This is a genomic window from Marinobacterium sp. xm-m-383 (assembly GCF_013283255.1).
In the GTDB taxonomy this organism is placed as follows: Bacteria; Pseudomonadota; Gammaproteobacteria; order Pseudomonadales; family Balneatricaceae; genus Marinobacterium_E.
In genome coordinates, this window is record NZ_WBYT01000007.1 from 17905 (window position 1) to 38119 (window position 20215).

The 20215-nt window shown below is 47.6% G+C and carries 19 protein-coding genes and 3 tRNA genes; 8 read left to right on the top strand and 14 right to left on the bottom strand.

Annotated features, from left to right (window positions below; translation table 11 throughout):
• Positions 1-29 precede the first annotated feature (29 nt).
• A complete protein-coding gene (locus XMM383_RS10915) occupies positions 30-908 on the top strand; it encodes a LysR family transcriptional regulator (protein WP_173481396.1) in 879 nt (292 codons plus the stop codon).
• Here XMM383_RS10915 and rmuC read toward each other — a convergent pair.
• The gene (gene rmuC, locus XMM383_RS10920; RefSeq protein WP_173494824.1) at positions 890-2329 is read right to left on the bottom strand and encodes a DNA recombination protein RmuC; all 1440 of its coding nucleotides are present in this window, start codon (positions 2327-2329) and stop codon (positions 890-892) included. The genes XMM383_RS10915 and rmuC overlap by 19 nt on opposite strands.
• 104 nt (positions 2330-2433) lie before the next feature.
• Here rmuC and XMM383_RS10925 point away from each other — a divergent pair, with 104 nt between their 5' ends.
• On the top strand, positions 2434-3462 hold the full coding sequence (locus XMM383_RS10925; RefSeq protein ID WP_173494823.1) for a Gfo/Idh/MocA family oxidoreductase: 1029 nt from the start codon (positions 2434-2436) through the stop codon (positions 3460-3462).
• Here XMM383_RS10925 and XMM383_RS10930 read toward each other — a convergent pair.
• Entirely contained in the window at positions 3459-4076 is a 618-nt protein-coding gene (locus tag XMM383_RS10930) for an L-threonylcarbamoyladenylate synthase (protein ID WP_173494822.1), read from the bottom strand. The two genes, XMM383_RS10925 and XMM383_RS10930, sit on opposite strands and share 4 nt — an antisense overlap.
• Before the next feature lie 15 nt (positions 4077-4091).
• On the bottom strand, positions 4092-4940 hold the full coding sequence (locus XMM383_RS10935) for a PHP domain-containing protein (RefSeq protein WP_173494821.1): 849 nt from the start codon (positions 4938-4940) through the stop codon (positions 4092-4094).
• Between the two features lie 54 nt (positions 4941-4994).
• On the opposite strand from XMM383_RS10935, the gene XMM383_RS10940 reads away from it, so the two are divergent.
• The 4 genes from XMM383_RS10940 to XMM383_RS10955 all read left to right on the top strand — a co-directional run bounded on the left by XMM383_RS10940 (position 4995) and on the right by XMM383_RS10955 (position 7061).
• Complete coding sequence (locus XMM383_RS10940) at positions 4995-5546, top strand: septation protein A (protein WP_173481401.1); 552 nt, start codon at positions 4995-4997, stop codon at positions 5544-5546.
• Positions 5547-5554: 8 nt separating this feature from the next.
• Positions 5555-5854 (top strand): YciI family protein, encoded by a 300-nt coding sequence (locus XMM383_RS10945; protein ID WP_173481402.1) that lies wholly within the window; start codon positions 5555-5557, stop codon positions 5852-5854.
• 108 nt (positions 5855-5962) lie between these two features.
• Positions 5963-6571, top strand: coding sequence for an OmpA family protein (locus XMM383_RS10950; protein ID WP_173484601.1), 609 nt, complete (start codon positions 5963-5965; stop codon positions 6569-6571).
• Between the two features lie 67 nt (positions 6572-6638).
• Positions 6639-7061, top strand: coding sequence for a DsrE family protein (locus tag XMM383_RS10955; protein WP_173481404.1), 423 nt, complete (start codon positions 6639-6641; stop codon positions 7059-7061).
• Between the two features lie 67 nt (positions 7062-7128).
• Here the strand turns inward: XMM383_RS10955 and XMM383_RS10960 are convergent, their stop codons facing one another.
• Together XMM383_RS10960 and acs are read right to left on the bottom strand one after the other, a co-directional pair.
• Positions 7129-7794, bottom strand: a complete 666-nt coding sequence (locus XMM383_RS10960) for a response regulator transcription factor (RefSeq protein ID WP_173481405.1) — start codon at positions 7792-7794, stop codon at positions 7129-7131.
• A gap of 137 nt (positions 7795-7931) precedes the next feature.
• The gene (gene acs, locus XMM383_RS10965) at positions 7932-9884 is read right to left on the bottom strand and encodes an acetate--CoA ligase (RefSeq protein WP_173494820.1); all 1953 of its coding nucleotides are present in this window, start codon (positions 9882-9884) and stop codon (positions 7932-7934) included.
• Positions 9885-10076: 192 nt separating this feature from the next.
• On the opposite strand from acs, the gene XMM383_RS10970 reads away from it, so the two are divergent.
• Positions 10077-10153, top strand: a tRNA-Arg gene (locus XMM383_RS10970).
• A gap of 123 nt (positions 10154-10276) precedes the next feature.
• Positions 10277-11227 carry a diguanylate cyclase domain-containing protein gene (locus XMM383_RS10975; protein WP_173494819.1) on the top strand — a complete coding sequence of 317 codons (951 nt, stop codon included), beginning with the start codon at positions 10277-10279 and terminating at the stop codon, positions 11225-11227.
• A 72-nt stretch (positions 11228-11299) separates the two neighbouring features.
• Here the strand turns inward: XMM383_RS10975 and XMM383_RS10980 are convergent, their stop codons facing one another.
• From XMM383_RS10980 to alaS, 9 genes are all read right to left on the bottom strand, one after another.
• Positions 11300-11878 carry a response regulator gene (locus XMM383_RS10980; protein ID WP_173484598.1) on the bottom strand — a complete coding sequence of 193 codons (579 nt, stop codon included), beginning with the start codon at positions 11876-11878 and terminating at the stop codon, positions 11300-11302.
• 189 nt (positions 11879-12067) lie between these two features.
• Positions 12068-13369: a sodium ion-translocating decarboxylase subunit beta gene (locus tag XMM383_RS10985; protein ID WP_173484597.1), complete on the bottom strand. Its 1302-nt coding sequence runs from the start codon at positions 13367-13369 to the stop codon at positions 12068-12070.
• A gap of 17 nt (positions 13370-13386) precedes the next feature.
• Positions 13387-15171, bottom strand: a complete 1785-nt coding sequence (oadA, locus tag XMM383_RS10990; RefSeq protein ID WP_173494818.1) for a sodium-extruding oxaloacetate decarboxylase subunit alpha — start codon at positions 15169-15171, stop codon at positions 13387-13389.
• 39 nt (positions 15172-15210) lie between these two features.
• Positions 15211-15444, bottom strand: coding sequence for an OadG family protein (locus XMM383_RS10995; RefSeq protein ID WP_173481411.1), 234 nt, complete (start codon positions 15442-15444; stop codon positions 15211-15213).
• A gap of 399 nt (positions 15445-15843) precedes the next feature.
• Positions 15844-15920: transfer RNA gene (locus XMM383_RS11000), tRNA-Arg, on the bottom strand.
• A gap of 10 nt (positions 15921-15930) precedes the next feature.
• A tRNA-Ser gene (locus XMM383_RS11005) sits at positions 15931-16020 on the bottom strand.
• A 61-nt stretch (positions 16021-16081) separates the two neighbouring features.
• Positions 16082-16273, bottom strand: coding sequence for a carbon storage regulator CsrA (gene csrA / locus XMM383_RS11010; RefSeq protein WP_173481412.1), 192 nt, complete (start codon positions 16271-16273; stop codon positions 16082-16084).
• A 75-nt stretch (positions 16274-16348) separates the two neighbouring features.
• Positions 16349-17584, bottom strand: coding sequence for an aspartate kinase (locus XMM383_RS11015; protein WP_173494817.1), 1236 nt, complete (start codon positions 17582-17584; stop codon positions 16349-16351).
• Between the two features lie 30 nt (positions 17585-17614).
• Positions 17615-20209, bottom strand: coding sequence for an alanine--tRNA ligase (gene alaS, locus XMM383_RS11020; protein WP_173494921.1), 2595 nt, complete (start codon positions 20207-20209; stop codon positions 17615-17617).
• Positions 20210-20215 lie beyond the last annotated feature (6 nt).

The following is a 20215-nucleotide window of genomic DNA, read 5'->3' on the forward strand; positions in this document are numbered from 1 at the left end:
TATATGATCGATATATTAGATGGAATGAGATGATATCTTTAGAACAGTGGCAAGCTCTGATTGCTGTAGCGGATAGCGAAACCTTTGCGAAAGCAGCCGAATCAATCAATAAAAGCCAATCAACACTAAGTTATGCCATCAAACAGATTGAGCAGAGTACCGGCGTAATACTTTTCACCACTCAAGGTCGGCGTGCGGTCTTGACCACAGAGGGTGAACAGTTAGTTGTTCATGCCCGCGAGCTGATCGCACGAGCAACCCGCATTGAGACTCTCGCCAGTCAGTTTGCATTGGGCGCAGAGGCTCGTATCAAACTTCGTATTGAGGCAATTTACCCGAACAGCATCATTCTCGAGGCGCTAGAACGTTTTTCAAAACAGCAACCGCAGACCAAGATTGACTATCAACGCTCTGTTCTTAGCGGTTCTGAGCAGGCTCTGCTAGAGCGGAATGCCGATATCGTCATCGGTGGTCGCGTGCCACCAGGGTTTGTCGGTCAGAGTTTAGGACGATTTAGATTTGTAGCGGCCGCTGCCCCCTCTCACCCACTGCATCAAATTGAGACACCCATTACCCTCGAAATGCTTCAAGAGCACCGACAACTCGTCGTGAGAGACACAGGCGTTCGTAATATTGATGCGGGGTGGCTCGGGGCCAATCAGCGTTGGACGCTCGATTCGCCCGATCTCTCTATTGAGGCTGCTATTAAGGGTATGGGGTTCGCCTGGTACGCCGAAGCGCTGATTGCAAATCACCTCGCCAGCGGAGCGTTAAAACCCCTCAATTTAGCAGAAGGCAACGAGCGCTTTGCAGAGCTTTACCTAATACTGACGCATGGAGAAACATCCACTCCAGGAGTAAAAGCGTTAGCGCACCTGATCACCGAGGTTCAATCAGAGTTTTGTTGAGGCTCAATTCTTACTGGGTCAGATGTGTCTGATGCGCCTGCTGTATAGGGAGATTCTAATTCAAGCGAGGCTTTTTCAACCAACTCCGCCGGTAGCTCTTTCTGAACAGAAACACCCAGCTCTTTAAACTCAGCCGCCTGTTTGATGAGGTTCCCCTTACCTGAGTAGAGCTGACCCAAGGCTTTATCATAACTGGTGCGCGCACTGTCGAGCTTACGTCCAACATCTTGCATACTCATAAGGAAAGAGCTGAGTTTGCTATAGACTTTTTCTGCACGGTCGGCCAGCTGAGCACTGTGTTTGGATTGATCTTCAAAGCGCCATAACTGACGAACGATATTCAAAGCCGTTAATAGCGTCGTTGGCGTTGCCACCAGCACCTGCTTTTCAATCGCCTCTTGGAATAGCATCTCATTGTATTTGAGGGCTTCAACATAAGCCGACTCAATCGGCACAAACATCACAACCACCTCTGGCGAGTTGAGCCCATTGAGCTTGAAATAGCTTTTGTCGGATAGCTCTTTAATGCGCGCCTGCATCGCTTCAGCATGCTCTTTCAGCGCCTGAGTCCGTTCATGGGGATCCTCGGCATTAACATAGCGTGTGTAAGCAGACAGTGAGGTTTTGGCATCAATAATCAAATGCTTGTTCTGTGGAAGATAGACCACAACATCAGGGCGCTGTCTCCCCTCTTCAGTATTGATGCTGACTTCACGCTTGTAGTCTTTACCTCGGCGCAATCCACTGGAATCGAGGACATTTTCAAGCATAAGCTCACCCCAGTTACCCTGCATCTTCTTCTGACCCTGAAGCGCGGAACTGAGTCGCTCAGCTTCCGTAGTAATTTTCGCATTGAGATCTTTTAGCTGCTGCAGTTCTGTGGTTAGTTTGGAGCGCTGCTCGTTATCAAACTGGTGTATCTTCTCGATGCGCTCTTTGAACCCTTTCATCTCAGACGTCATCGGTTTTAACAGAGCGTCCAAACGCTGTTGGCTCTGCTCCTGAAAGCTCTTCCCTTTCGCTTCAAGAATCTCTTGCGCCAGCGCTTCGAACTCCCTTTTTAAAAGGGTACGACTCTCTTCCAGCTGTTTGATCTGCTGAGCGAAATGCACCTCTTTCTGCTCAAGTTCAGTGTCACGACGCGCTTTCTCTTCACCCAACTGCATTAGCTGGTTTCGTAACTGAGCCGACTGCTGCCTCTCAACCTCCAACTCGCCTTTTAACTCAGATAGACGGGACTCCTTTTCTGCAATCAGGGACTCTTTATAGGTCAGTTGAGACTCGACCACCGCCAACTTAGATTCAAGCTGCACTTGCTGTTGAGCCACCTCTGAAAGTCTATGGGCAAGGGATGAGCGGTGCCATAGATAACCCACAACTATGACAACAACACTGAAACCTAACGCGACTAACAACTCCAAAACCCACTCCTAAAACCGATCAAACAGCTTGTTCAAATTAAGGACACAGATTAACCTGTTTCAATAAGTGGACCCAAGCCCCGAGTTAAGAAATAGAGCATTTAATGACGATAAAAACCGCCATCATTGGCTATGGATTTGCAGCTAAAACCTTTCACGAGCCTTTTTTAAGAACACTTGATGGCTATGAACTGATTGCAGCTAGCGGATCTAATGCAACCGAGGCCAAACAGTACTGGCCTGAGATGATCGCCTATCGCCACTATCAAGAGATGCTCGAATCGAGCAGTGCGGAACTCTACATTGTCACCACTCCAAACGATTCCCATTTTGAGATCACTCAGGCTCTGCTTAAAGCCGGAAAGCGGGTTATCCTCGACAAGCCCGCCTGCACATCGAGTTCACAGTTGAACGAGTTAATTCGTTTAGAGAAGGAATCATCGGGCTCGGTCAGCATCTTTCAAAACAGACGCTGGGATGGTGACTTTCTCACCCTTAAAAAGCTACTTAGGTCAGGTCGATTGGGTGAAATCAGACGTTTTGAGTCGCACTTTGATCGTGCCAGGCCAATCCCTAAAACTCGCTGGCGCGAACTTCCCGGTGAGGGAGCGGGCATCTGGTTTGATCTTGGGCCTCACCTTGTTGACCAAGCCTTGCAACTCTTTGGTAAACCCTCAGCCGTCACCGCGGATATCAGGACGTTAAGGGAGGGAGCTTCTGTTGATGACTATTTTGATGTACTGCTTCACTACTCAAACACAGTCGTTAAACTGCACAGCTCACCCTTCTGCTTTGGCCGCCCTCTAAGATTCGATGTTCAGGGAACCCAAGGTCGATTTGTGAAATATGCTATGGATCCCCAAGAGGCGCAGCTGATTAACGGCAAAGCATTCTCTACGCCAAGTTGGGCCGCAGAGGAGTTTGCTAACTTTGGCAGACTGCATAACGAACAAGGCGATGAGAGGGTCACAACAGAGCTAGGCAATTACGCCCAGTTTTTTGAGCAGGTTAAAGGCTTTATAGAGGGTGTTGCAGACAACCCCGTACCTTTGGAATCTGTTGTCGATCAAATCGCCATTATTGAAGCGGGATTTCTATCCTCACAGGAACAGAAGAGTATCGAGCTCATTTAGAATGTATCGGTAGGTCCTGCACCTTCACGCACAATAACAACTTCGTCATTAGTCAGGTTTAGCACCGTCGTTGGATCCATACCACAGTATCCACCATCGATAACAAGATCAACCGCATGCTCTAGCAAGTCGCGAATGTCATAAGGATCGGTCAGGGGCATCTCTTCATCAGGCATGATCAGAGTCGTACTCATGATAGGTTCACCCAAAGTTTCTGCGATGGCCATGGCAATTTTATTATCCGGTATGCGAATCCCAATGGTACGGCGCTTAGGATGCATTAAGCGTCTAGGCACTTCCGTCGTCGCATTGAGAATGAAGGTATAAGCACCCGGAGTATGTGACTTAATAAAGCGAAACATACTATTACCCAACTTTGCGTAGGTTCCAATCTCTGAGAGGTCACGACAGACCAGCGTGAAATTATGCTTATCATCGAGCCTGCGAATACGCTGAATACGCTCCATGGCGTTCTTATCACCAAGGTGACAGCCTAGTGCATAACCTGAATCCGTCGGGTAGATAATCACTCCGCCCTTATTCAAAATCTCAACGGCCTGCGACACCAGTCTCGCTTGCGGGTTATCGGGGTGAATCGAGAAGAACTGGCTCATAGTAACTCCGTGCCCTTAAGCACATAACTGCTCAACGATGACTCGTTGTGCATCAAAATGGGGATAACGACCTAACGCCGTCCAACGTTGATCGGGGGAGTGGAAGTCACTGCCTGCAGAGACCCAACAATTTGCTCGATCAGCCAACTTAATCAGTTCATGCTGATGACCCGGTGTCACTCCAGGATAGCTCACCTCTAACCCATCAGCCCCCGCTGAAAGCATGTCAGCCATCAGTTCACGAAGCTTAGTAAAGGTCATCTTGTACTTGGTGGGGTGAGCCAGAATCGCCACGCCACCTGCCTCTTTAATCAGTGCAATACTCTGCTCGATGGCAGGCCATTCCGCTTTAACATCGCCCGCACAACCTTGACCTAAGTATTTATCAAAGGCCTCTTGCATCGACTCGACTTTACCGAGCTCTAGTAGCGCCTGTGCAAAGTGGGGGCGACCAATTTGCCCCTCTCCTGAATACTGTTTAGCCAGATCAAACAGACCTCGAGCAACACCACGCTTCTCTAATCGCGCTGCAATCTTCTCTGCACGCTGGTACCTGAGCTGAATTAAGTGATCCATATAAGCTTCAAACTTGTCAGAACTGGGATCGAAGCCAAGTCCCACCAGATGAATAACGCGACCACGCCAGTCACAGGTCAACTCAACACCGTTTATAAACTGGATGCCGAGGCGATCTGCTTCCGCTTTCGCTTCAGCCAATCCACCTAAGGTATCGTGATCCGTCAATGCCATGACCTTCACATCGGTTTTGGAGATGCGCTGCACTAACTCCGTTGGACTTAAGGTGCCATCGGAAACATTACTGTGCATATGAAGGTCAAATTGACCGATTGCTGGAATCATCATTTTTAACTTTGCGTTTGAGCTTTTATACTGTGGCAAATTTTTCAGAGGTTCTATATGAAGATACTACTCGATTTTCTTCCAGTTATCGTCTTTTTTGCGGTCTATAAGTTCACCAATGACATTTTGTTGGCGACCGCTGTTCTAATACCGGCAACCCTTTTGCAGATGCTCTACTCTTGGAAAGTTCAAGGCAAGATCGAGAAAATGCAGCTTGTGACACTGGTCTTAGTGGTTCTACTGGGTGGTGCAACACTCGCCTTTCAAGACAAAGCGTTCATCCAGTGGAAGCCGACCATCGTTAACTGGCTATTTGCGGTAGGCTTTTTAGCCACTCAGTTCATTGGTGACAAGACCGTCGTTGAGCGTCTGATGGGCTCAAGCATGGAGTTACCCAAAGCGGTATGGTCACGTTTGAATCTTGCTTGGGTCGTTTTCTTTGTTGCAGTCGGCATTGTCAATCTCTACGTTGCCTACAACTTCAGTGAAGAGATCTGGGTCGATTTCAAACTCTTCGGTATGCTCGGTTTAACCATCCTTTTCATCATTCTTCAGGGCCTCTATATTGCAAAACATGCAAAAGAGCCTGAAGCACCCACCGAAAAATAGAGGTGTTTATGTACTACGCTATTATCTCTGAAGATAAACCTAATTCACTGGATCGCCGATTGGCTGCTCGCCCTGAGCACTTAGAGAGACTTAAAGCATTAAGTGCTGAAGGTCGACTTCTGGTTGCAGGCCCCCACCCTGCGATCGATTCTGAAGATCCGGGTGAAGCAGGGTTCACAGGCAGCCTAGTGATCGCTGAATTTGCCTCTCTGGAAGATGCAAAATCTTGGGCAGATGCGGATCCCTACGTCGCCGCTGATGTCTACGCAGAGGTTAAAGTAAAGCCGTACAAAAAAGTTTTACCTTAAATCACATTTTTTCAAATCTTGGTCTACAGTTAAATTAGGGTTAAGACTCGCCCAGTTAATATAGGCATTAAGACTTAACAACAGGTCGAACAAGATAGGAATTAGATAATGAAAAAGATCGCACTCGCTACAAGTATGTTACTAGCTATTGCTAGCGGTTCAGCAATGGCCCATGGCGAAAATGCTGGCTACCTAGTCTCTGCAACCGATGGTTCGTTTGTCCGTGACGGTAATGGAAACTGCATCATGACTCCAAACTCAACACTTATGGAGCCGGCTACAGAATGTATGACTGCAGCTCCTGCTGTAGAAGAGGAGATCGCAAAACCAGCAGAACCAAAAATGGTCGAAGTCGAAGCTAAACGTAAATTTGCTGTCTACTTTGACTTCAACAGTACCAAAGTGGGCTCGCTTAGCAGCGTAATTGATTTTATTAAATCACTTTCATACCTTGAGAGCGTTAAGCTAGTAGGCTACGCAGACCGCATCGGTTCAGACGCTTACAACCAGAAGCTATCACTAGATCGTGCTACCGCTGTTGCATCAGAGCTTAAAGGCGCTGGCGTTACAGATTGGAAACTACGAGTGGATGCTAAAGGTGAAACAGCTCCGGTAGCGAACTGTACTGGCAAAGGCGCTCAACTAATCGCCTGTCTTCGTCCAGACCGCCGTGTCGACATCGAAGTAGCAGGTGAAAAAACTGAGAAGCAGATGTAATCTAAGAGTTACACACGCTTCAAGAGCCGGCGCGTAGCCGGCTTTTTTGTATTTAAGGTATCTGAAGATGTTTAAGACTTTCGCTCTGTTTGCTCTTTTATCCAGCCCCCTAGTCATGGCCAACGACTATGAGCCGCAAAAGGTGGTGTATCACATCAACTATGGGGATGAATCACGCATTGGTCACACCTTCAGCAACATCTCAAATCATATTAATGAATTGGGTGAGGACAGTGTCGAGATCAAAGCGGTTATCCATGGTGAAGCGATCGAATACTTTATGTCGGCAGTTGACGATACCGCTAAACAGGGCGCCATAGATACGCTGAAGTTTATGGGGACAGAGTTTGTGATTTGCGGAAACTCACTGACCGGATACAAAATAGGCTACGACGCACTTTACGATGTCAGTGAAGAGGACGTCGTCAAAGCCGGACTCCCTGAAATCGTCCGACTGCAGCAACAGGGTTATATCTACGTTAGACCCTAGATGCCAACACAAGCTTTAGATACAAAAAAGCCGCTTCAAGTATGAGCGGCTTTCTTATGAGCAGCTGTTAACCCTCTGTCTTGGGAGGTTCTACTCCAAGACGCTGTGCAGCGATGACAGCTTGGGTCCGACTGTGGACACCCAACTTACGAAGAATCGCCGTCACGTGAGCTTTGATGGTGGCTTCAGAAACGTTTAAATCGTAAGCGATCTGTTTATTCAATAGTCCTTCCGTCAGCATCGTCAGTACACGGAACTGTTGTGGCGTCAAAGAGGCAATCGCTTCAGCAAACTTCTGATCCTCGTCTGTAACAAGGTCATCCATTGACTCTTCTAACTCCTCTGGCAACCACTCATCACCTTGAAGAACAGCAACAATCGCTTCTGAAATGGTCTCTAGCGGAGATGACTTAGGAATAAAGCCTGACGCGCCGTAATCGATCGCACGCTTCATAACATGAGTCTCTTCACTGCCTGAGACGACAATCACTGGAACACCAGGGTGTTGACCACGAAGGAATACCAGACCAGAGAAACCCTGAGCACCTGGCATATGGATATCCAAAAGCACCAAGTCAGCATCACCATGCTCTTCAACGGCATTCTGAACAGACTCAAGAGTATCCGCTTCGATAATCTCCACTCCGGAAACCGCTTGGGAAACCGCCTGTTTCAGCGCTGCACGAAACAGTGGGTGATCATCCGCAATGATAATTTTTTGAGCCAGTTGCATAGTATTCTCCGACAAGCCTAGAAAGGCAGTATAGCGCTTTTTTGTAGGGTATAAGTTAATCGAATAATGGATTAGTTTCCAGTTCAAATGGAAATAAAAAAACCCACGACGAGTCGTGGGTTTTTTAATAAGAGTGTTTAGCTCTTACGATTCATGCGGTTTTCGATCAGGTCATCCACCACACTTGGATCTGCCAAGGTAGAGGTATCACCAAGAGCACCGAAATCGTCTTCCGCAATCTTGCGAAGGATACGACGCATGATCTTACCAGAACGTGTCTTAGGTAGACCGGGTGCGAACTGAATCAAATCCGGTGATGCAATTGGACCAATCTCTGTACGTACCCAGTTACGCAGTGTCACTTTAAGCTCATCAGAAGCTTCCATGCCTTCCTGCAGCGTTACGTAACAGTAGATACCCTGACCTTTAAGATCGTGTGGGTAACCTACCACCGCAGCTTCAGCAACCGCTTCGTGAGCGACCAACGCAGACTCAACCTCTGCGGTACCCATACGGTGACCAGATACGTTGATTACATCGTCTACACGACCAGTGATCCAGTAGTAGCCGTCCTCATCACGACGTGCGCCATCGCCCGTTGTGTAGTAGCCAGAGAAGCTAGAGAAGTAAGTCTGACCGAAACGTTCGTGGTCGCCCCAGATTGAGCGAGATTGACCAGGCCAAGAGTCCTTAATGACCAGGTTACCTTCACCTGCACCTTCAATCTCTTTGCCATCGTTATCCAGTAGCGCTGGCTGAACGCCAAAGAATGGACGAGTTGCTGAACCCGGTTTTGTCGCTGTCGCACCTGGTAGAGGTACGATCATGATGCCACCTGTCTCAGTCTGCCACCAAGTATCAACGATTGGGCACTTACCAGCACCCATAACACGGTTGTACCACTCCCAAGCTTCAGGGTTGATTGGCTCACCAACCGAACCTAGCAGTTTAAGAGAGGATAGATCAGAGTCGCCTAGAACATCTTCACCTTTCTGCATCAAGGCACGGATGGCCGTAGGCGCGGTGTAGAACTGGTTAACTTTGTGTTTTTCGATAACGCGACCAAAACGGCTCATGTCTGGGTAGCTTGGAACACCTTCAAACATCAGGGTCGTTGCACCGTTTGCTAGTGGGCCGTACACAATGTAGCTGTGACCTGTTACCCAACCTACATCGGCTGTACACCAGTAGATATCACCCTCTTGGTAATCAAAGACATACTGATGGGTCATTGATGCGTAAACAAGGTAACCACCGGTAGTGTGTTTAAGACCTTTAGGCGCACCCGTTGAACCAGAGGTGTATAGGATGAATAGCGGATCTTCAGCATTCATCTCTTCAGGTGGGCAATCAGCAGAGGCTTTTGCCATCTCCTCTTCATACCAAACATCACGGCTCTCATGCCAAGCAACATCTTGATCAACGCGGTTTACAACAACCACTTTTTCACAGAACTTAGATGCACCAGGGTGAGTCAGAGCTTCATCAACGTTCGCTTTAAGTGGAACCGCTTTACCACCACGAAGTGAGAAGTTAGAAGTCACAACCAGTTTAGAGTTAGCGCCTTCGATACGAGCAGCAAGAGCTTCAGGAGAGAAACCACCAAATACAATCGAGTGAACGGCACCAACACGAGCACAAGCCAGCATAGCAACAGCGGCTTCAGGGATCATTGGAAGGTAAAGAGTGACTACGTCACCTTTAGTAATACCCTGCGCTTTAAGCACGTTGGCAAACTTACATACACGCTCGTGAAGATCGCGGTAAGTGATCTTTTCATCTTCTTCTGGGTTATCACCTTCCCAGATAATCGCAACCTGATCGCCACGAGTCTCTAAGTGGCGATCCAAACAGTTTGCTGCAACGTTCAACGTACCATCTTCGAACCAACGGATATCAACATTATGAGTATCAAACGATGTGTGCTTAACCTTAGTGAAAGGCTTGATCCAGTCGATACGCTTAGCTTGCTCAGACCAGAACGCATCTGGGTTCTCAACTGACTGCTGGTACATCTCGTTGTATTTAGCTTCATCAGCATGGGCGTTAGCAGCAAACTCTGCAGATACTGGGTAGATCTTATCGCTCATTAGTTCTTTCCCTTAGATTGATTGGGTACGGCAATCATTGCCACACTCTATTTATTAAAGTGCGATATTTATAACCTGAGCTACCCTAAGTCAGAATTAGACATTGGTCTGTTCAAAAGGACTCTTTAGTCTAAGTAATTCAACAGAATCCTATTGCATAGTCGAAATGAGGCTTTAGAATTCACTGCCAGTGCCCCAGTAGCTCAGCTGGATAGAGCAACCCCCTCCTAAGGGGTAGGTCGGACGTTCGAATCGTCTCTGGGGTGCCAGTCTCCTATCTCTCTTTTCACAATGAAAAACAGATTATTTTTACTGATCAATTTGACAGATCCCAGACCCTAAACTATACCTTAAGTCATATGACATAAATGACCCGAAGGACAGTTGTACTGATGAGCTCTTTAGACAATAGCCGATACCTTGATCGGACCGAAGCCGCTAAGATTTTATGCGTGGATGATGAGGAGTCTGTCGTTAACTCGCTTCGCAGGGTGTTACGTTCAAGCCACTACGAAGTTATCGGTTTCACATCGGCACCGGAGGCACTGAAGTACCTTGAGTCCAATGAAGTTGATCTGATTGTTTCTGACATGCGAATGCCTGAGATGAGAGGTGATGAATTCCTGGCAAAAACCATGTCGATCACACCCAATACGGTTCGTATTCTACTGACTGGTTATTCAGATTTTGATATGACCGTGAGTGCCATTAATGAAGGTAGAATTCACCGCTACATGTCCAAGCCCTGGGACAATAGTGAACTGCTTGCGATCATTAACGAAGAGCTCGTTCAAAAACAACGTGATGATGAGAAACGTAATTACGATGAGCTAGTGAAAAGCCTAACTGCGACTGATCCACTGACCGGTCTACTCAATAGAACGGCTCTGATGGAGCAAGTAGAGGCTCAAGCGATTGTTGGCACGGCCTTGCCAGGCGTTGCACCCTCCTACCTAATTCTCTTAGATGTAGATAATTTTAGCTCTATTGTTGAGTCTGTCGGGCCTCAAACCAGTGAGGACGTTTTAAAATTGGTCGGCAGACTATTAAGCTTTAATCTTCGCTCAGGCGATATCATTTCTCGTACCGAGGACGATGAGTTTGGCATCATGTTGAATCAGTATGCTCCCGAGGACTGTATTAACGGCATTATGGAACGGGTCAGAATGAAACTGGCCTCACGTAGCTATCTAGTGCGAAACCAGAAAGTCGACATACAAATCACTCTAGCAGCCAAGGCAATCGATATCGGTGATGACCCTGAAGAGCTCTATAAAGCAGCGAAAAAAGCGCTGAAATTCGCAAAATCCGAGGGAAAGAATCGCTCAGAAATCGCTGACTAAACGCCTAGTAACAAAAAAGCCCGCTAACAAACATTAGCGGGCTTTTTTTATGGCTTGCTGTCTGAATAGCTGTTAAATATCTTCAGCTTTCGCCGCTGTTCCAACCAACTTATTGATCACTTCGACCAACTCATGATTATCAAACGGCTTATTCAAAATCGCATCGGCTCCCAAATCGATCGCCTTTTGGAGGGCTTCACTGCCCAATGCCGAGATGACCAATATTTTGGTTGAAGCTATTTCTGGAGTTTCGCGAACAAAACTCAGTACATCGTAACCACTTAGGCCCGGCATACTGAGATCCAAGGTCACCAGAATTGGGCGATCTTTCATCAGCTTGGTACCCGCTTGAAAACCATCAGCGGCCACCTCTGCGACCAAACCATGCTTACGTAACACTCGTTGTAATGCACGTGCGATGGCAGGCTCATCATCTACAACAAGAACCTTTCGACTATCTTCCTGCAGTTCAGCAGGAATCGGGATCTCATGCTCAACCAGAAAGGCTAAGAAGTCCTCTACGCGAACTCTGTTATTCCCTCGACCTGGAAGTTTAAAACCCTTTAAAGCCCCTCGCTCGATCCAACGAATGACGGTTCGTAAATTAACGTCACAAAGCTTAGCGATTTCACCTGTACTGAGCGTCTTCATTCTTCAATTCCTAAAGCGCAGATACTGCCTTTATACTGCGGGTCTATTTTCTTTCTCTATACACAGCATAGACGATAAAAAATAAAACGAAGTCACTTTTGTAAAAAAAGTTAGAGAATATTCAAAGTTCACAATTGTCAGGTAACAAAAAAGCGCCCGAGGGCGCTTTTTATAATGGTTAATCAAAGATTAACCAACAAACTTAATCATGACACCTGCAGCAACCGCAGAGCCAATCACACCCGCTACGTTAGGGCCCATGGCATGCATCAGCAAGAAGTTTTGAGGGTTAGCCTCTAAACCGATCTTATTGGAGACACGAGCAGCCATAGGAACAGCAGAGACTCCCGCTGAACCAATAAGTGGGTTGATTGCATTACCACCCTCAAGCTTATTCATCAGCTTAGCCATCAAGACACCTGCAGCTGTACCGATACCAAAAGCAACGATACCAAGGAGCAAAATGCCCAGTGTGTTCAAGTCCAGGAACTTATCAGCGCTCAACTTAGAGCCAACCGATAGACCTAGGAAGATCGTCACGATGTTGATTAGAGCATTCTGTGCTGTATCACTCAGACGGTCCACAACGCCACATTCACGCATCAGGTTACCGAAACAGAACATACCCAATAGTGGGGCTGCATCCGGAAGCAACAGTGCGACAAGAATCAACAGCGCTATCGGGAACATGATCTTCTCAGTCTTAGAGACATGACGAAGCTGGTGCATTGCGATCTTACGCTCCGATTCAGTCGTCAATGCACGCATGATTGGCGGTTGAATCATTGGCACTAGTGCCATGTATGAGTAGGCAGCTACAGCGATCGCACCCAGTAATTGAGGGGCAAGCATGCTGGCAACGTAAATAGCTGTTGGACCGTCAGCACCACCTATGATACCGATTGCAGCTGCATCTTGAACTGTGAAGTCCATGATACCCATCGCTGAAAGACCCACAGCACCCAATACCGTTGCAAAGATGCCGAACTGAGCTGCAGCACCCAAGAATAGAGTCTTTGGATTAGCAAGGAGCGGACCAAAATCAGTCATCGCACCAACGCCCATAAAGATCAGTAGCGGAGCAACACCCGAAGCAATGGCTACAGAGTAGAAGTTATAGAGCATACCATTGCTGTAACCCGCGTCAGCAGCAACCATAGTGGCTGCATGATGCGTAGACGGATTAGAGCCGTGGTAAGCATGCAGTATCTCGTGAGGATCCACACTGGTAATATTCAATGAAGCAGCCAAACCCTGAAGCACTTCAGGTTTTGCAAAGTGAACCGCATTCTCTACTGCAGAAAACGCGAGTCCAGCCTCGGGAATATTCGCCATGATGCCACCAAAACCGATTGGCACAAGCAGCAGTGGCTCAAAGTTTTTGCGGATTGCCAAAAAGAGCAACAACAAACCAACAGCGATCATAGTTACCTGACCGGCTGAGATGTTGTAGATGCCCGAGGCTTCCCACAGTTGAAGGATCTTTTCCATTAAACCGTCACCTCAAATTAGGCAAGAGTAACCAGAGAGTCGCCAACCTGAACGGCATCGCCCTCTTTAACGTCAACTGAAGTCACTGTACCAGCACGCGCTGCACGAACTTCTGTCTCCATCTTCATCGCTTCCAAGATAACAAGCACATCGCCCTCTTGAACCGCTTGACCAGCAGAGACCTGAACTTTCCAGATGTTACCGGCCAGTGGAGCTGGCACAGGCTCACCTGAACCTGCAGGCGCAGCGGCTGGAGCGGCAGGTGCTGCAGCAGCAGGAGCAACGGCTGTAATGTCACCACCTTCAGCCACTTGAACAACGTAGTTCTGGCCATTGACTGTGATTGTGTAAACTTCTGGTCCTGATTTCTTAGGTGCTGACATAGCTAGCGCATCCTCTAAAGTGGGTACTGGTTCAAACGCGTCTGGGTTACCGCGATTTTCAAGGAATTTAAGGCCGATCTGAGGGAACAGAGCGTAAGTAAGCACGTCATCAATTTCACGCTCACCCGTTTCTAGCTCAATACCCTTTTCAACTGCGATCTCTTTAAGCTCTGCAACAAGCTTATCCATCTCTGGCTCGATGAGATCAGCTGGACGGCAAGTGATAGCCTCTGCTCCATCAAGAACTTTGGCCTGAAGCTCAGCATTGTATGGCGCAGGAGCTGCACCGTACTCACCTTTAAGGATACCCTGAACTTCTTTAGATATAGTTTTGTAACGCTCGCCAACGAGTACATTGATAACCGCTTGAGTACCAACGATCTGTGATGTTGGTGTCACCAGTGGAATGTAACCAAGATCTTCACGTACTCGTGGGATCTCAGCCAACACTTCATCAAACTTATCCGCTGCGCCCTGCTCTTTAAGTTGACTCTCCATGTTGGTCAACATACCACCAGGAACCTGAGCCACTAGAATGCGGCTGTCAGTACCACGCAGTGAGCCTTCAAATTTAGCGTACTTCTTACGAACTTCACGGAAGTAGGCTGCAATCTCTTCGAGTGCTTCTAGGTTTAGACCGGTATCACGATCCGTACCTGCTAGAGCCGCTACTACAGACTCTGTTGCTGTATGACCGTAGGTCATCGACATTGAAGAGATCGCTGTATCAACACGATCAATGCCCGCTTCGACCGCTTTCAGGATGGTCATATCAGACAGACCTGCCGTTGCGTGAGCATGCAGCTGAACTTCAAGCCCCGTCTGAGCTTTCAGACGAGATACAAGATCAAACGCACCGTAAGGGGTCAAAATGCCTGACATATCTTTGATGTTGATTGAATCAGCACCCATGTCTTCAAGGGTCTTAGCGTAATCCACCCACATGTCGATGGTGTGAACTGGGCTAGTAGTGTAAGAGATCGTACCCTGAGCGTGTTTGCCAGTCGCTTTAACGGCCGCAATCGCTTTCTCAAGGTTACGAGGGTCATTCATCGCATCGAAGATACGGAATACGTCGATACCGCTCTCTGCTGAACGCTCAACAAAACGCTCGACCACATCATCACCGTAGTGGCGGTAACCTAATAGGTTTTGACCGCGCAGTAGCATCTGCTGGCGAGTGTTTGGCATTGCTGCTTTAAGTTGGCGAATACGATCCCAAGGATCTTCACCTAGATAACGAATACATGAGTCAAAAGTGGCACCACCCCAACTCTCTAGCGACCAGTAGCCAATCTTATCTAGCTTCTCAGCAATAGGAAGCATGTCATCGAGGCGAAGACGAGTCGCAAACAATGATTGGTGCGCATCACGTAAAACTACATCCGTGATACCAAGAGGCTTATTTGCATCAGACATAAACTTAAGTTCTCTCTTGTTAAAAGGCAGTGCCTAAAATTACTTACGGTATTTATGAACCGCTGCCGACAATACAGCCAACAACTCATCATTGTTGCCTGCAGCTTGAGGCGCAGACGCTTTGGCTTTTGGCTCTACAATCGGTTCTGGCAAAAACTTGTTTACCAGCTTAGACATCAATGTAGTGACAATGACCAGCAGCGTAAGGAATACGAAAACGAACCCCATACCATAGACCATAAGGTTGAGGCCTTCTGATATCAGACTATTCATCTACTCTACTCCAATAAAAATAATTCAAAGGGCTTGGCATAATCCTTGGATCTATGCGCAAAGTAACCCCTACCCAACAGCATAGGGAACAGTTATCCCATAGCCCCGCAGCCATATCAAGCCCACTTTGTATGTAGTGAATTTACAAAAAAGGTCGTTTTTTTAACTTACCAGTCAACTTACGAATGAAGCTGCAGTATTTACGCACTCTGTAACGGCGTATAAGTGTTAGTTTCGGAATGACTTTCATTGCGACTAAAGAATGAGAAAGTCTCAATTTGTTTTAAGGTGGGTAGTGGAGATGGTGCCCTGCGCTTCAGTCGAACGAGCACGCTGACTCGGCTGGACAAGTCCAGATCAAAAAAAAATGCCACCATAAAGGTGGCATTTATTTGAATATGGCGCGCCCGGCACGATTCGAACGTGCGACCGCCTGGTTCGTAGCCAGGTACTCTATCCAGCTGAGCTACGGGCGCTTAATCTTGATGGCGGAGCGAGAGGGATTCGAACCCTCGATACGCGTAAACGTATACACCCTTAGCAGGGGTGCGCCTTCAGCCACTCGGCCACCGCTCCTGATCAACGGCGCGTATAGTACAAGAGAGGTGACTAAAGTTAAACCCTAAAAGGGAAAAACTTACGACTTTCCGCTATTTTCCTGCTCTTTTTCATCCAAGATCCTTTGGTAGATCTCTTCACGATGAATGGAAACATCTTTTGGTGCATTCACACCGATTCGCACCTGATTACCTTTGACACCAAGAACAGTGACACTGATATTGTCACCAATCATTAGAGTTTCACCAACTCGCCTTGTCAGTATTAGCATCAGCTTCTCCTAAATCCATTTAAGATAGGCGACCAAGTGATCGCCATGTGCGAATCCAATTATGCTAGATAGCGATTATTCAGCGACGCTGTCTGCTTGATCGAGTTCAAACGCACTGTGCAGCGCACGAACTGCTAGCTCCATGTACTTCTCTGAGATTACTACAGAGACTTTGATCTCGGAAGTTGAGATCATCTGGATATTGATATTCTCTTTCGCCAAGGTTGTGAACATATTGCTTGCAACGCCTGCGTGAGAACGCATACCCACACCCACGATAGAGACTTTAGCAATCTTATTGTCGCCTTTCACTTCACGTGCACCTAGCTCATTAGCCGTCTCTTCAAGGATAGCCAAGGCTTTATCGTAATCATTACGGTGTACTGTGAATGTAAAGTCGGTAGTCTGATCGGCTGCTACGTTTTGAACGATCATATCTACTTCGATATTGGCAGACGAGACAGGACCTAGGATACGTGATGCAATACCTGGAAGGTCAGGCACACCCAACACCGTCAGTTTTGCTTCGTCACGGTTAAACGCGATGCCTGAAATAATTGGATTTTCCACGCTATCAGTTTCCTCTGTAGTAATAAGTGTACCGCCACCATCTTGGAAGCTAGACAATACACGTAATGGAACATTGTATTTACCTGCAAATTCAACCGAGCGAATCTGCAAAACCTTTGAACCGAGACTGGCCATCTCTAGCATCTCTTCAAAGGTAATTTTATCGAGACGACGGGCACCTTCTACCACGCGCGGGTCTGTCGTGTAGACGCCGTCGACATCCGTATAGATCTGACACTCATCAGCTTTTAAAGCAGCCGCCAGAGCAACACCCGTTGTATCAGAACCACCGCGACCTAGGGTCGTGATATTGCCGTCATCATCCATGCCCTGGAAGCCGGCTACAACTATGACGTTACCTTCATCAAGATCTGAACGCATTTTGCTGGTATCGATGCTTTGGATACGCGCTTTGGTGTGTGAGCTATCAGTATGGATACGAACCTGACCGCCAGTGTAAGACTTCGCACCTAGACCACGCTTTTTCAGAGCCATAGAGAGCAGTGAAATCGTCACCTGCTCACCAGTTGATACCAAAACATCGTATTCACGTGGATCTGGATTATCAGTGATATCTTTAGCAAGACCGATAAGACGATTGGTCTCACCGCTCATTGCAGAGACAACCACGACAATGTCGTGACCCTGATCCTTAAATCGTTTTACTTTGTCAGCGACTGCTTCAATACGCTCTACTGAACCTACTGAGGTACCGCCATATTTTTGTACAAATAAAGCCATCTATCTCTATTTCCAATTAACGCTGCACGATTAAAGTGCAGCTCTAACTAATTCCGGTACCGCAGCAATCGCCTGAGGAAGAGCCGCTATATCGGTGCCACCGCCCTGAGCCATATCGGGTCGACCACCGCCTTTACCGCCAAGTTGAGTGGCAAGCTCACGAATCAGATCACCCGCTTTTACTTGACCAGTAAGATCTTTCGTCACACCCGCGACAAGGCTAACCTTTTCACCATCGTGTGCTGCAAGCACAACCACACCGCTACCCAACTTATTCTTAAGCTGATCCAGCATGTCGCGAAGTGATTTAGGGTCAACACCTTGAACTTCTGTTGCCAAAACCTTGATACCGTTGATCTCAACCGCCGACGAGAGCAGCTCACCACTCTGGGCAGCCGCCAGTTTTGCATTCAATCGTTCAATCTCTTTCTCAAGGGAACGGCTACGTTCGTTCAATGCTTGGAATTTCTCTAGCAGTGAATCTCGAGAACCTTTAACCATTGCGCCGAGTTCACCCAGTAGTGACTCACTCTCTTCAAACCAGTTGAGAGCAGCAAGACCGGTAATCGCCTCGATACGACGCACGCCTGATGCAATACCCGACTCAGAGACAATCTTCATCATACCGATATCACCCGTACGAGAAGCATGAGTACCACCACAAAGCTCTACTGAGAAGTCGCCACCCATGGATAGAACACGTACTTCATCATCGTACTTTTCACCAAATAGGGCTTGAGCTCCGCGCTCCTTCGCAGCATCAATCGCCATGATTTCGGTTTCTACTGACGTATTTGCACGAATCTGTTCATTGACCATCTGTTCAACGGTTTTGAGCTCTTCGTCAGTAACCGCTTCAAAGTGTGAGAAGTCAAAACGGAGACGTTCATCATTACACAGCGAGCCTTTCTGTTGCACATGCTCTCCGAGCACGCGACGAAGCGCTTCGTGTAAAAGGTGCGTTGCTGAGTGGTTAAGAGCCGCAGCTTGACGACGAGCTTTGTTAACCAGTGCGTTAACTTGGTCTCCGAGCTTTAAAACGCCCTCAGTCACAGAGCCGTGATGGACATGGCTCTTACCCTCTTTTGTACAGTTTGCCACATCAAACGTACCGCGATCCCAAACCAGCTGACCAGTATCACCGACCTGACCACCCGATTCAGCGTAGAAAGGTGTACGAGTCATAACCACAAGACCGGACTCTCCAGCAGATAGCTCTGTGACTGATTCGCCCTCTTTGAAGATCGCTTCAATCTCAACACGATCTTCCAGAAGCTCATAACCAGAGAACTCGGTAACGCCATCGATCTCTAGCTTATCGTTGTAATCCACATTGAATGAGCCTGATGCACGAGCACGTTCACGCTGATCAGCCATCGCTGCTTCAAAACCTTCCATGTCAATGGTCAGTTCACGCTCACGCGCAACGTCGGCGGTCAAGTCAACCGGGAAACCATAAGTGTCATAGAGTTTGAATACTGCTGAACCAGGAACGACCGTACCCTGAAGATTTGCAATCTCCTCTTCAAGAAGTGCCAGTCCTTTATCTAGGGTACGAGCAAACTGCTCCTCCTCTTTAAGAAGCACTCGCTCAACCTGCTCCTGCATTTTTGCAAGCTCAGGATAGGCTTCGCCCATCTCTTTAACTAGGGGCGCAACCAATTTGTAGAAGAAGGTTCCTTGAGCACCGAGTTTATTACCGTGACGAATGGCGCGGCGCATAATACGACGAAGAACATAGCCACGCCCTTCGTTTGAAGGCGTCACGCCATCAGTGATTAAGAATGAACATGAACGGATATGGTCAGCGATTACGCGAAGTGATTTGTTATCGCGATCCTTGGTACCAATTACTTCAGCTGTCGCTGCAAGTAGGTTTTGGAACAGATCAATTTCGTAGTTCGAATGAACGCCCTGCATAACGGCAGCAATACGTTCAAGACCCATACCGGTATCAATTGAAGGGCGCTCTAGCGGTGTCATTTCACCATCAGCAGAACGGTTGTACTGCATAAAGACAACGTTCCAGATCTCGATGTATCGATCCCCATCTTCCTCTGGGCTTCCTGGTGGGCCACCCCAAACATCAGGACCATGATCGAAGAAAATCTCTGTACATGGACCACAAGGACCTGTATCACCCATCGCCCAGAAGTTATCTTCATCAAGCTTAGAGAAACGCTCTGGGTCGATACCCATGGTCTCTTTCCAGATACGTTCTGCCTCATCATCACTGTGGTGAACGGTTACCCATAGACGCTCTTTTGGAAGACCCAAGGTTTCCGTTAAGAAGGTCCAAGCAAATCGAATGGCATCTTCTTTAAAGTAATCGCCAAAGCTGAAGTTACCCAACATTTCAAAGAAAGTGTGGTGACGAGCAGTGTAGCCTACGTTCTCTAGGTCATTGTGTTTACCACCGGCACGAACACAACGTTGCGAGGTTGTTGCTCGAGAGTAGTTGCGTTTATCGCTACCCAGGAATACGTCTTTAAACTGAACCATACCTGCGTTGGTGAAAAGCAGTGTGGCATCGTTGCCAGGGATCAGTGGGCTTGAAGAAACCACCTCATGTCCCTGACTAGCAAAATAGTCCAGAAATGCGTTTCGAATTTCAGCACTGGTCATCTTTTT

Bases quoted from the DNA above. Each gene is read 5' to 3' on its own strand.
- XMM383_RS10915 (WP_173481396.1), top strand. From the start codon at position 30: ATGATATCTTTAGAACAGTGGCAAGCTCTGATTGCTGTAGCGGATAGC.
- XMM383_RS10925 (WP_173494823.1), top strand. From the start codon at position 2,434: ATGACGATAAAAACCGCCATCATTGGCTATGGATTTGCAGCTAAAACC.
- XMM383_RS10930 (WP_173494822.1), bottom strand. From the start codon at position 4,076: ATGAGCCAGTTCTTCTCGATTCACCCCGATAACCCGCAAGCGAGACTG.
- XMM383_RS10935 (WP_173494821.1), bottom strand. From the start codon at position 4,940: ATGATGATTCCAGCAATCGGTCAATTTGACCTTCATATGCACAGTAAT.
- XMM383_RS10940 (WP_173481401.1), top strand. From the start codon at position 4,995: ATGAAGATACTACTCGATTTTCTTCCAGTTATCGTCTTTTTTGCGGTC.
- XMM383_RS10945 (WP_173481402.1), top strand. From the start codon at position 5,555: ATGTACTACGCTATTATCTCTGAAGATAAACCTAATTCACTGGATCGC.
- XMM383_RS10950 (WP_173484601.1), top strand. From the start codon at position 5,963: ATGAAAAAGATCGCACTCGCTACAAGTATGTTACTAGCTATTGCTAGC.
- XMM383_RS10955 (WP_173481404.1), top strand. From the start codon at position 6,639: ATGTTTAAGACTTTCGCTCTGTTTGCTCTTTTATCCAGCCCCCTAGTC.
- XMM383_RS10960 (WP_173481405.1), bottom strand. From the start codon at position 7,794: ATGCAACTGGCTCAAAAAATTATCATTGCGGATGATCACCCACTGTTT.
- acs (WP_173494820.1), bottom strand. From the start codon at position 9,884: ATGAGCGATAAGATCTACCCAGTATCTGCAGAGTTTGCTGCTAACGCC.
- XMM383_RS10975 (WP_173494819.1), top strand. From the start codon at position 10,277: ATGAGCTCTTTAGACAATAGCCGATACCTTGATCGGACCGAAGCCGCT.
- XMM383_RS10980 (WP_173484598.1), bottom strand. From the start codon at position 11,878: ATGAAGACGCTCAGTACAGGTGAAATCGCTAAGCTTTGTGACGTTAAT.
- XMM383_RS10985 (WP_173484597.1), bottom strand. From the start codon at position 13,369: ATGGAAAAGATCCTTCAACTGTGGGAAGCCTCGGGCATCTACAACATC.
- oadA (WP_173494818.1), bottom strand. From the start codon at position 15,171: ATGTCTGATGCAAATAAGCCTCTTGGTATCACGGATGTAGTTTTACGT.
- XMM383_RS10995 (WP_173481411.1), bottom strand. From the start codon at position 15,444: ATGAATAGTCTGATATCAGAAGGCCTCAACCTTATGGTCTATGGTATG.
- csrA (WP_173481412.1), bottom strand. From the start codon at position 16,273: ATGCTAATACTGACAAGGCGAGTTGGTGAAACTCTAATGATTGGTGAC.
- XMM383_RS11015 (WP_173494817.1), bottom strand. From the start codon at position 17,584: ATGGCTTTATTTGTACAAAAATATGGCGGTACCTCAGTAGGTTCAGTA.
- alaS (WP_173494921.1), bottom strand. From the start codon at position 20,209: ATGACCAGTGCTGAAATTCGAAACGCATTTCTGGACTATTTTGCTAGT.